We start from the raw sequence: 12,125 nt of genomic DNA, 5'->3' as shown, positions 1-12,125 counted from the left end.
ACTATACCAACTCAATCATTTTTAATTTTGCAACGGCATCATCCGTCAACAATTCAACTGCGTGCTCTTGCAAGTAAGCACGAGTTTTTGTACCAGCGCCAGCGTATTCTAACATACGGGCATACATCAAATTTGCATAATAAGAAGGTTGGTTCTGCAAATCAAGCAAAATTGTCATGTAATAAGCGCCGTCCATCTTGTAAAGTTCAGAAGCTTCCACAGGAAAATCAATCGCTTTAGAAAAAGCAACTGTTGCTTCTAAACTTGGAAAATCTAAGACGTAATGAACATAATCAGATGGTTTTACATCTTCTTCAGGTTCTGTATCTGCTTGCTTAGCGTTCTCTGTCAAGACTTCTTCAACAGCACCTTCCATCATTTCTTCAATTTTACCTAATTTTTCATGAGCTTCAGTGTCACCTTTAGCCATCATCGTTTGTTCTAGCGTTTTAAAGAATTCTTCTGGTGACATATTAGACACATCGTCAAATGCAGCTAAATCTTCAAAATTGATATCTTTGTTAATTTCTGATTTTGTGACAAATACATCAAGACGGTCTTTACGTGGTGTCACACGAAAACTAAGCATGCCGCTATCTTTGAAATTATCTGGTAAATCTAACTCATCCATTACTGAATAGAAGAACTCTTCTGTCTTTTCTTGCGGAATCAAAAAGTCTTTTAACTCCATTCCTCGTTCTTCTAAATCTTCCATACTAATCGTTATTTTTAGCGTTGTCTCGCTAATCTGTTTCATTTCCATACTATATACCTCGCACGAGTAGTCATTTTATTATACAAGAAAAGTCATGTTTTTTCAATTTATTGGTCACAAAAAGCAGTCCTGACACGGACTGCTGCTATTTTAAAAGATAAATTTAACAATACTGTAGAGGATAAGAATCGTACCCAAAACAATACGGTACTTACCAAAGACAGTGAAGTCATGTTTTTTAACATAATCAGTCAAGAAGCGGATAACATACAAGCTGACAAGGAATGCTGTCACACTTGCTACCATTAAAATCAAGAATTGACTGAAGTTAAGCACGTTACCATCTAAGAAGAACTTAACAGCTTTCAAACCACTGTAACCAAACATAGTTGGAATTGCGAGGAAGAATGTGAAATCAGCAGCAACTGAACGACTTGTTCCCACAATAATGGCACCTAAGATAGTTGCACCTGAACGGCTTGTTCCCGGTACGATACTAAGAACTTGGAAGCAACCAATCCAAAACGCAGTCAAATAAGGCATACGAGCAAGGTCAGTCACTTCAGGCTCAACATTTGCATTACGTTTTTCAATCCAAATGAATGCAATCCCGTAAACAATCAAAGCAATCGCAATCGGAATCATGTAATTGAAATGCGCTTCAAACCAGTCATCAAATGGCACTGCAATCAAAATCGATGGAATACATGCAATCACAACCTTCAACCAAAGCTGCCAAGTCAATTGAACTTCACGCGCTGTTTTTCCAGGTTGAAATGGATTCAAACGCTTAAAGTAAATCACAATAACAGCCAAGATTGCTCCCAATTGGATAACAATGTTGAACATATCCAAAAATGCCTTATCTTGATTCAATTTGATAAACTCTTGAACCAAAATCAAGTGTCCTGTACTTGACACAGGCAACCACTCTGTAATTCCCTCAACTATCCCCAAAAAGATAGCCTTTAGTAGTTCGAAAAATAACATAAGCTCTCCTTAATTTAATATCTCCTCAATTATAGCAGATTTGGCTGCATTTTAAAACGCTCCGCCGCCTCCGCCGCCTCCACCGCCGGAGAAGCCGCCACTAGTTCCTGAACTACCAGATGAAACAGAAAAATTCGATGCTGAATCAGCACTGTGACTAGCAAGTCCTAGTTGATGCGTTTGCATACCGATTAGATAGCCAAGTTCAGAGTCAACCATATAAGCTGCTTCGCTTGCGAGTTTAATATCATGAATTGCAAGATATTTTTGAACTTGCTTAGCATAGCCAAACAATGTCGCATACACTAAGATTCGATTCCAAACAATGACTCCTTGCCAATCAACTTTGTCAAATTTATTGATATCACGCATCATGTTGGTAAAACTAATCCAAGATTGAATACGTTCTTGTCCCTCAGCTGTTATCGCTCCGTGAACATCATAATAATCAGCTTTTCTTATAACTACAACTAAACTCAAGATTACCAAAAGCAACAAGAATCCATAGCCAAGAAAAGCAAGGTTTAAGTTAAAGATTAGATAAACTAAACCAACAACAATTGGTAGTAATGAAATAAACAAAAGACCTTTAGCATATTCAAATTTCTTTGCAGCTCCATCAGGCAAATCTTCACGAATCGCTGGTAATGCTTTTTGTGAAATTTCTTTATCAACTAAACCAGTGATTTTCTCAAGTTTTCCTAGATAACGGTCGTTAAAATCATCGCCGAGCTTGTTTAGTTTTGCTTCCAATGTGTGACCTTTGTATTTCTTCTTGTAACTGTCAACCAAATCATCATCAAAACGATAATCCGAAAACAAATCTTCAATTTTCACCGTTTTTCTCTTACCAAATGCCATATCAAGAACTTCAGCCTCATATTTTGTCATTGGTTTATCTGGGTGACAAGTCAACTCTTGGTCCTCAGCTGTAATGATTTTACGGTCTATCAAATCAAGCAAAGTTGCCTGCATAGCTGTTTCAAATTTAAATTTCTGTGGAATTGAGCTTCCCTTAGTATCCGTATCTTCTAAATCTGCATCATATATATACTGCATCACTAATAACGGTGACCAATCTTCTGGTGCCTCATAAGAACGGATATCTCGACTAAACTTCTCATGTGCTTTAGCTGTTTGATTTCCCATAAAGAAAAGAACACCAGCTGAAACAATCATAACCCCAATGATTGATGGAACAACATAAAACAGAGTCGTTTTCAACAATTGAGTTTTTCTAGCAATCTTTTGTTCTTGCTTAATAATTGCTGCTTTTTTCTTGCCTGCTAAAGTCGCAGGAGTAGTCAATATATCTTTATCCCAATAAGCATGCAATTCTAATTTACCATCTACATAGCTAGCTGTAATCTGGTAACCATCAGCTTGTTTTTTTACAAGGGTTGATTTTAAGTAACCTCTATGTGCCCAAAGCTTGCGGTTAGAAGTTTGCTTATCTGTTGTCACTGTAAAAGTCACATGTTTTAAAGTTTCATCCCAATCACTGATTGGCACCCAGTTTAACTCAGCAACATCCTGATACGGGAATAACAGATTTGCCAACTTCCAATGCAATTTAACAACGACAATATCGCCGCTCCTTCCTGAATTATAGATTTTCACCTGATAACCATCACCAAGGTCTTTAATCTCAGAACGAACAGTCTTATCAACACCGTTAACTTGCGCAGAAATTTCTGGATTCTTATCAACAGTAAAACCATCTGGCATATGCCCAGCCTCACCAAGTGTCACAATCTGCCCATTATACGATGAATCAAAATCATAAGTAATTGTCTGATAAAAATCAGCTGTATTATCGTCATGAATTGTCAAAACACCATCGTAATCGCTAACACTATAGTCTACATCACTATCAGCAATGACAGGTATAGCCAATCCCAAAAATGCGACGATGGCAATCAAAAATAATCTTAATTTTTTCATGATCTCCTACTCCTTTCTCACAACACTATTTTATCATAATATATTGTATAAATATTCTATTTTAAGGCTTATCGTGTTGAAATCAAGACCCATTTCATGTAAAATGGTAAGGTACAAGAATAGACAGGAGTCTTAAATGAAAAAGTTACTTTTAAGTTGTTTTGCAGCCCTTCTTCTTCTCTTTGGAGGAATGACTAGCATACAAGCTGACGAATATCTTCGTGTCGGGATGGAAGCAGCCTACGCTCCATTTAACTGGACACAAGATGATGATTCTAATGGAGCTGTTCCTATCGAAGGAACTAGCCAGTACGCTAACGGATACGATGTCCAAATAGCTAAGAAAATAGCAGATAGCTTAGGCAAGGAACTCCTCGTTGTCAAAACTACTTGGACAGGACTAATTCCAGCGCTTACTTCCGGAAAGATTGACATGATTGCTGCCGGAATGAGTCCTACAGCTGAACGTAAGAAAGAAATTGCATTCTCAGATAGTTACTATACAAGTTCACCAGTTATCGTTGTTTCTAAAAAAGGTGATTTTGCACAAGCCACTTCACTCAAAGACTTTGCCGGTGCAAAATTAACATCTCAACAAGGTGTTTACCTTTACAACTTGATTGACCAAATCAAAGACGTTTCAAAAGAAACAGCTATGGGTGACTTCAACCAAATGCGTCAAGCACTTGAATCTGGTATCATCGATGGTTATGTTTCTGAACGTCCTGATGCTATCTCTGCCGAAAATGCTAACAGCGACTTCAAGATGGTTGCCTTTGAAGATGGCAAAGGTTTTGCAACATCTAAATCTGATACAGCTATCGCAGTTGGACTTCGCAAAAATGATACTGAAACCCTTGCAAAAGTAAATGCTGTTTTAGCTAGTATTTCTGACGATGACCGCCTAGCTCTCATGGATGACATGATTGAAAAACAACCAGCGGACAACTCTTCAGACAATACTAACAGCAATTTCTTCTCAGATATGTGGAGTATCTTCAAGAAAAACTGGAGCCAATTCCTACGTGGTGCAGGAGTCACACTTCTCATCTCTATCATTGGTACAGTTGTTGGTCTTTTCATCGGTCTTTTGATTGGTGTCTTCCGCACAGCTCCAAAAGCTGCCAACAAATTCCTTGCTGGTCTTCAAAAAGCATTTGGCTGGTTACTTAGTGTTTATATCGAAATCTTCCGTGGTACACCGATGATTGTACAAGCTATGGTTATCTACTACGGTACTGCTCAAGCCTTCGGTATTTCAATCGACCGTACAATTGCAGCCATCTTCATCGTATCAATCAACACTGGTGCTTACATGAGTGAAATCGTTCGTGGCGGTATCTTCGCTGTTGATAAAGGTCAGTTCGAAGCTGCTACTGCACTTGGATTCACACACGGTCAAACAATGCGCAAAATCGTTCTTCCTCAAGTTGTTCGCAACATCTTGCCAGCAACTGGTAACGAATTTGTCATCAATATTAAAGACACTTCAGTATTGAATGTTATCTCAGTTGTCGAACTTTACTTCTCAGGTAATACCGTTGCAACACAAACATATCAATACTTCCAAACATTCACTATTATCGCGATTATCTACTTTGTTCTCACCTTTACAGTGACACGCATCTTGCGCTTCATCGAACGTCGCTTCGATGCTGACACTTATACAACTGGTGCTAACCAAAACCAAACGAAAGAGGTGAAATAATGTCTCAACCTATCATTGAAATTAAACACCTAAAAAAATCTTACGGACAAAATGAAGTCCTAAAAGATATTTCACTTTCTGTTAATAAAGGTGAAGTTATTTCTATCATTGGTTCATCAGGTTCAGGGAAATCAACATTCCTACGTTCTATCAATCTTTTAGAAGACCCAACTGCTGGAGAAATTCTTTTCCACGGCCAAAACGTTCTCGAAAAAGATTACAACTTGACAGAATACCGTGAAAAACTCGGAATGGTTTTCCAATCATTTAACCTTTTTGAAAACTTAAATGTTCTTGAAAATGCCATTGTTGCACAAACAACTGTTTTGAAACGTTCTCGCAGCGAAGCTGAAAAAATCGCTAAAGAAAACCTTACAAAAGTTGGTATGACTGAGCAATACTGGAAAGCAAAACCAAAACAACTTTCTGGTGGACAAAAACAACGTGTAGCTATCGCACGTGCATTGTCTGTCAATCCTGAAGCAATGTTGTTTGACGAACCTACTTCAGCCCTTGACCCAGAAATGGTTGGTGAAGTTCTTAAAACAATGCAAGACCTCGCTAAATCAGGTCTAACAATGATTATCGTAACACACGAAATGGAATTCGCTAAAGAAGTTTCAGACCGTGTTATCTTCATGGATAAAGGGGTTATCGCTGAAGAAGGTACACCTCAACAAATCTTTGAAAACCCACAACAAGATCGTACAAAAGTATTCTTACAACGTTTCTTGAAATAATCATCAAAAACAACCTTTTTAAAAAGAAGGTTGTTTTTTGATGTCAAAAAATTCATTTTTCAGAATAATACAGCAAATACTTTACCGGTTAAGTATTTTGTGATATACTACCCATGTTAACGTTAATAAATCTATTTTAAGGAGGTTGGAATGGCCGAAAAAACTGATTTAGCATCTGCATATCGCAGACTTAAAAGCCCTAATATCAAAACACGAAAACGTGCTCTGAAAATAATCCATGAACATAAAAGATATAAAAGAAACATGTAACTCCTATTTTAATCCCTAACAAAAACGCCAGACAAAAAATTCCCTATTGCGATTCCTTCCGTCTGCAATAGGGAATTTTTTATTATTTAGTTTTCAATGATGACAAAATTTGTGTGCGAATATCTTCAATACCTTCTGGATGATTTGGCAAGAAGAGTGTTTGATTACCGTTAGCAGCAAAAGTATTCAAAGTATCAAGATATTGGTTAGTTAGCAAGATTGACATGATTTGTTCTTCAGTCATACCTACATTGGCATCTTTTAACTCTTGAATAGATTCGGCTAAACCATCAACAATGGCTTTACGTTGTTGGGCGATACCAACACCATGAAGACGATCTTTTTCTGCCTCAGCTTCTGCTGCTGTGACAATCTTAATTTTATCAGCATTTGCCAATTCTTGAGCAGCTACACGTTTACGTTGAGCAGCATTGATTTCGTTCATTGATTGTTTGACTTCGGCATCAGGTTCAACCTTCGTAATCAATGTTTTCACGATGATATAACCATATGTAGACATTTCTTCAGCCACTTGGTGTTGAACTTCCAAGGCAATTTCATCTTTTTTCTCAAATAATTCATCCAAAGTAAGTTTTGGAACAGATGAACGAAGTGCGTCTTCAATATATGATTTAATTTGAGCTTCAGGACGCATAAGTTTGTAATAAGCATCAGTGACATTTTGCTCATTAACACGGTACTGTGTAGCAACGTTTAGAGTGACAAAAACATTGTCTTTAGTCTTAGTTTCTACAACAATTTCAGATTGCAAAAGACGCAATTGAATACGCGCAGCAATTTTATCAATGCCAAATGGCAAGCGAATATGAATCCCACTAGTAGACGTTGTTTGATATTTTCCAAAACGTTCGATGATAGCAACAGTTTGTTGACGAACAACATATAGTGTACTTGCAACAATACTCAAAACAAGTAGCAACACAAGTACAAAAATAATCAAAAACATATAAAATCCCCTTTCTTGTACCCATAGGTTAATACAATTATATTTTATTTCTCTAAAAAGTCAAGCAAAATCATAAAAAACTAGCTGAGTCATAAAACCCAGCTAGTTTAGCTTATTAAAATTATTCTAAGAAAACATCTTATCAGACTAGTAGATTATAGAGGCTTTCATTTCCGTGAAGGTTGATGTATGAAGGATCAAAACCAGATAATCGATCAATAAAAGCCGAATAATCATTTTTATCCCCTAAAGTTATCCCAATAAGTACTGGTCCTGTCCCTTTGTTAGCACGTTTGATGTATTCAAATCGCGTGATATCATCATTTGGACCTAAGATATTATTGACAAATTCACGTAAAGCTCCTGGACGTTGTGGGAAATTAACCACAAAATAATGTTTGACGCCATCATAGATGAGAGCACGTTCTTCCATTTCTTGCATACGATTGATGTCATTATTACCGCCAGAAATGATACAAACGACTGTCTTACCTTTGATATCATCTTTCATAACTTCAAGAGCTGCAATTGAAGAAGCTCCTGCTGGTTCAGCGATGATTCCTTGTTTTGAGTACATATCAATCAAAGTCTCTGAGATCAACCCCTCATCAACACCAACTAATTTATCTACGTATTTTCGAGCAATTTCAAAAGTCTTGTCACCAACTTTTTGCACTGCAATACCATCAGCGAATTTATCAATTTCTTCCAATTTTACAGGATGGCCTTTGTCAAATGCTGCGCGCATGCTTCTTGCACCTGATGCCTCAACACCAACAACTTCAATTTCTGGAGCAACGTCCTTAATGTAGGTTGCAACACCCGAAATTAATCCGCCGCCACCAACTGGAACAAAAATATTATCAAACGTTACGCCTTCTTCTTGAGCTTGTTCATAAATCTCATATGCCACAGTTCCTTGTCCTGCTTGGACGTCATCATCATCAAATGGATCAATAAAAGTCATTCCTTCTGACTTCGTAAATTCTTGAGCAGCTTGAGCCGAAGCATCAAAAGTATCACCAACTAACTTGATTGTCACGTAAGGACCACCGAAGAACTTGACTTGCCCAATTTTTTGCTGAGGAGTTGTTACAGGCATAAAAATTGTTGCTGGAATTTTCATTTCATGACAAGTAAATGCCACACCTTGAGCGTGGTTACCTGCTGAAGCACAGACAACACCACGTTTCTTATCTTCATCTGACAACTGATGAATAGCATAATAAGCTCCACGAATTTTAAACGAACGCACTTTCTGCATATTTTCTCGTTTAAGATAAACAGTTGCACCATATTTTTCCGATAAATAACGGTCAAAATCTAGGGGTGTACGCTCAACAACATCTTTCAAGACGTCATAGGCGTCAACAACATCCTTAGCTAAGATCATAAACTACCTCTTCTAATATTTAAATATTTTATATGACAAATGGCTGATTAATAGATAAAAAACCGATGACTAACATCGGCCTTTTATAAGTAGATTTCTTCAAAAATTAGTTATAAATTTTGAATGCATCGTCATCATTTTGGTTAACAAAAGGCATCGCTTTACGAAGTTCTGCACCCACTTTTTCAATTTCAAGTTCTGCAGCTTCTTTACGATAAGCTTCAAGTTTTGGACGACCAGCTTTATAGTCGCTTACAAATTCTTCAGCAAATTTACCTGATTGAATATCAGCAAGAACGGCTTTCATGTTTTCTTTAACATCTTTAGTGATGACACGTGGACCTGAAACATAGTCACCAAATTCAGCTGTATTTGAAATTGATTGACGCATTTTCTTGAAGCCACCTTCGTAAATAAGGTCAACGATAAGTTTCATTTCATGAAGAACTTCGAAGTAAGCCAATTCTGGAGCATAGCCTGCTTCAGTAAGAACTTCAAAACCTGCTTCGATAAGGGCAGTCAAACCACCACAAAGAACTGCTTGTTCACCGAACAAATCTTCTTCAGTTTCTTCTTTGAATGTAGTTTCAAGAAGTCCAACACGCGCAGCACCGATACCTTTAGACCAGTCCATTGCGATGTCTTTAGCATTACCAGTAGCATCTTGATAAACAGCGTAAAGTGCTGGCACACCAAATCCTTCAGTGTAAGTACGGCGTACAAGGTGACCTGGACCTTTAGGAGCACACATGAAGACATCTACTGTTTCTGGAGCTTTAATATATTCAAAACGGATATTGAAACCATGAGCAAAACCAAGTGCATTACCTGCTTCAAGGTTTGGTGCAATTTCTTCAGCATAAAGTTTTGCTTGGATTTCATCTGGTGCCAAAACCATGATAACATCAGCAAGTTTTGTTGCTTCAGCTACTTCATATGTTTCGAAACCATCTTCTTTTGCTTTGTCGAATGATTTACCATGGCGAACCCCAATGATAACATCGTGACCTGAGTCACGCAAGTTTTGAGCATGAGCATGACCTTGTGATCCATAACCGATAACGGCAATTTTTTTACCATCAAGAGCTGCTACTTTTACATCTTTTTCGTATTCCATTGTTACTGCCATAATAAATATCTCTTTTCTATTTTTATTTTAACTGCCTGAGTAAGGCAAATGTTAACTAATTTAAGTATTTTAACAAGAAAAATCTCTTGAAAATCCTGTTGCACCTGTGCGAGCAAGATTTTGAATGCCATAAGGCTTAACGACACGAAGTAAAGCATCAATCTTATCACCATCACCTGTTACTTGAATGGTAATTGATTTTGGTGCCACATCAACAACACTCGCTCGGAATGGTTGAATAACAGCTAAGATTTCAGCACGTTTACTTGTCGGAGCTGTCACCTTAACCAAAATTACTTCGCGTTCCAAATGCGGAATATCAGTGATATCACGAATGCGAAGCACATCAATCAAACGATTAAGTTGTTTAATGATTTGCTCAACTTCTTCCAAATTCTCAACATCAATAATAATCGTAATGCGAGAAACATTTGGTTCCATTGTCTGCCCAACTGATATAGACTCAATATTAACCTGCCTTCGTGACAGGACGCCAGTAAAGCGATTGAGAACACCTGTTGAATTTTGAAGTTTAGCTGTTAACATTCTACGCATTGAACTTCACCCCCAACATCTCACTATTTGATTTTCCTGATGGTACCATCGGATAAACTTGTTCACGATCTGAAATTGCCAGTTCAATTAGCATCGGTTTATTTTCGGTAATGACCTTCAAGTCTTCTTCTAATGTGTTTGGATTGGTGAACTTATAATGCGTAATACCATAAGCTTCAGCCATCATTTGGAAATTTGGTTCATCATCAAAGGTTGACTCGCTTCGATGCTCATCGTAAAACGACTCTTGCCATTGACGAACCATACCAAGTGAATGGTTATTAACCAGAACTACTTTAATCGGAACACCGTAACCATTTAACAAAGCTAGTTCTTGGTTTGTCATTTGGAAACCACCATCACCAACAAAAAGAATGACTTCTTTATCAGGATTAGCTAACTTGGCACCAATTGCAGCTGGAATACCAAATCCCATTGTGCCGAGTCCTCCAGATGTAATCAACTGTCGTTCATTTTTGTAAGGGTAAAATTGTGCTGTCCACATTTGGTGTTGACCAACGTCTGTAACAACAATCGCATCACCATCAGTGACTTTACCAATCGTTGCAATAGCATGTTGTGGCTTAATCACCGACTCATCAAAATCATAACTAAATGGCGCTTTCGCTTTATTAGCAAGAACAGAATCTGTCCAATTATCGTGACGCGTCTTGACCTCATCTTCATCAAGAAGAATTTGTAAAGTGCGCTTGGCATCACCAACAATCGGAATCTGTGTTTTGACCACTTTTCCAATCTCTGCTGGGTCAATATCAACATGAGCAACAACTGCTTTTTTAGCAAATGTTTTGGGATTTCCTGTTAAACGATCAGCAAAGCGCGACCCAAAGTTAATCATGAAATCACACTGTGTCAGAGCCATATTTGATGCATACGATCCATGCATGCCCCCCATTCCCAAAGAAAGTGGATGATTGATTGGCATAACCCCTAAACTCAGCAATGTTGAAACAACAGGAATGTTATAACGCTCTGCAAAAGCGATTAACTCCTCAGATGCCCCAGAGTAATTCACTCCGCCACCAGCAATAATCAGTGGACGTTTTGCTTTCTTCAGCTGCGTTAAAATCTTTTTAACCTGTAAAAGATTTGGTTCAATGGTTGGTTGATAACTTGGAAGGTTAACCGTCGGATCATAATAAAATGATGTTTTAGTTGCCGAAATATTTTTCGGAAGGTCAATCACAACCGGTCCAGGTCGACCAGTTGTCGCAATGTGAACAGCTTCCGTCACAATGCGTGGAACATCTGCTACATCACGGATCTGATAATTATATTTTGTAATCGGCATCGTAATACCGATAATATCGGCTTCTTGGAAAGCATCTTTACCGATACCTGGCATACCAACTTGACCAGTGAAAACAAGCAATGGAACACTGTCACTCATCGCATCAGCAATTCCAGTAATGGCATTTGTCGCACCAGGTCCGCTTGTTACAATCGCAACGCCAAGCTTACCAGTTGATTTGGCATAACCTTCCGCTTCATGGAGGGCACCTTGCTCATGACGTGACAGAATATGACGGATACCCTCAAAATTATAAATCGCATCATAAAGTGGTAAGACTGCCCCACCTGGGTAGCCAAAAATTGTATCAATTCCTAGACTAGCCAAGGTTTCCAATAATAACTCTGATCCATTTTTGGGTTCTTCTAATCTAATCTGATTCACGAGCTCCTCCTTTTTCTA

General features: G+C 38.0%; 11 protein-coding genes. 3 read left to right on the top strand and 8 right to left on the bottom strand.

Annotated elements, in window-relative coordinates; genetic code table 11:
• Window position 1: 1 nt before the first annotated feature.
• From mecA to ACN0NP_RS06455, 3 genes are all read right to left on the bottom strand, one after another.
• The gene (gene mecA / locus ACN0NP_RS06465) at window positions 2-763 is read right to left on the bottom strand and encodes an adaptor protein MecA (RefSeq protein WP_024344759.1); all 762 of its coding nucleotides are present in this window, start codon (window positions 761-763) and stop codon (window positions 2-4) included.
• A 102-nt stretch (window positions 764-865) separates the two neighbouring features.
• Window positions 866-1,705 (bottom strand): undecaprenyl-diphosphate phosphatase, encoded by an 840-nt coding sequence (locus tag ACN0NP_RS06460; protein WP_024344758.1) that lies wholly within the window; start codon window positions 1,703-1,705, stop codon window positions 866-868.
• A gap of 51 nt (window positions 1,706-1,756) precedes the next feature.
• Entirely contained in the window at window positions 1,757-3,649 is a 1,893-nt protein-coding gene (locus tag ACN0NP_RS06455; protein ID WP_423216994.1) for a DUF2207 family protein, read from the bottom strand.
• A gap of 136 nt (window positions 3,650-3,785) precedes the next feature.
• Between ACN0NP_RS06455 and ACN0NP_RS06450 the strand changes: the two genes are divergently transcribed.
• From ACN0NP_RS06450 to ACN0NP_RS06440, 3 genes are all read left to right on the top strand, one after another.
• Window positions 3,786-5,357 (top strand): ABC transporter permease subunit, encoded by a 1,572-nt coding sequence (locus ACN0NP_RS06450; protein ID WP_021141661.1) that lies wholly within the window; start codon window positions 3,786-3,788, stop codon window positions 5,355-5,357.
• Window positions 5,357-6,097, top strand: a complete 741-nt coding sequence (locus ACN0NP_RS06445) for an amino acid ABC transporter ATP-binding protein (protein WP_003067598.1) — start codon at window positions 5,357-5,359, stop codon at window positions 6,095-6,097. Before ACN0NP_RS06450 ends, ACN0NP_RS06445 begins: the two co-directional genes overlap by 1 nt.
• A gap of 150 nt (window positions 6,098-6,247) precedes the next feature.
• Window positions 6,248-6,367, top strand: coding sequence for a putative metal homeostasis protein (locus ACN0NP_RS06440; protein WP_088775835.1), 120 nt, complete (start codon window positions 6,248-6,250; stop codon window positions 6,365-6,367).
• An 82-nt stretch (window positions 6,368-6,449) separates the two neighbouring features.
• On the opposite strand, the gene ACN0NP_RS06435 is transcribed toward ACN0NP_RS06440, so the two are convergent.
• From ACN0NP_RS06435 to ACN0NP_RS06415, 5 genes are all read right to left on the bottom strand, one after another.
• On the bottom strand, window positions 6,450-7,334 hold the full coding sequence (locus ACN0NP_RS06435; RefSeq protein WP_074484036.1) for an SPFH domain-containing protein: 885 nt from the start codon (window positions 7,332-7,334) through the stop codon (window positions 6,450-6,452).
• A 142-nt stretch (window positions 7,335-7,476) separates the two neighbouring features.
• On the bottom strand, window positions 7,477-8,727 hold the full coding sequence (gene ilvA, locus ACN0NP_RS06430; RefSeq protein ID WP_021141658.1) for a threonine ammonia-lyase IlvA: 1,251 nt from the start codon (window positions 8,725-8,727) through the stop codon (window positions 7,477-7,479).
• Between the two features lie 106 nt (window positions 8,728-8,833).
• Window positions 8,834-9,856, bottom strand: a complete 1,023-nt coding sequence (gene ilvC, locus ACN0NP_RS06425) for a ketol-acid reductoisomerase (protein ID WP_024344755.1) — start codon at window positions 9,854-9,856, stop codon at window positions 8,834-8,836.
• Between the two features lie 69 nt (window positions 9,857-9,925).
• A complete protein-coding gene (gene ilvN / locus ACN0NP_RS06420; protein ID WP_024344754.1) occupies window positions 9,926-10,411 on the bottom strand; it encodes an acetolactate synthase small subunit in 486 nt (161 codons plus the stop codon).
• Window positions 10,404-12,107 (bottom strand): acetolactate synthase large subunit, encoded by a 1,704-nt coding sequence (locus ACN0NP_RS06415; protein ID WP_021141655.1) that lies wholly within the window; start codon window positions 12,105-12,107, stop codon window positions 10,404-10,406. Before ACN0NP_RS06415 ends, ilvN begins: the two co-directional genes overlap by 8 nt.
• Window positions 12,108-12,125: the final 18 nt, after the last annotated feature.

The sequence above is a fragment of the Streptococcus equinus genome, assembly GCF_049393805.1.
Classification (GTDB): Bacteria; Bacillota; Bacilli; order Lactobacillales; family Streptococcaceae; genus Streptococcus; species Streptococcus equinus.
Note: the sequence above shows the minus strand (reverse complement) of the source record. Positions and strands in the feature narration are given on the sequence as shown.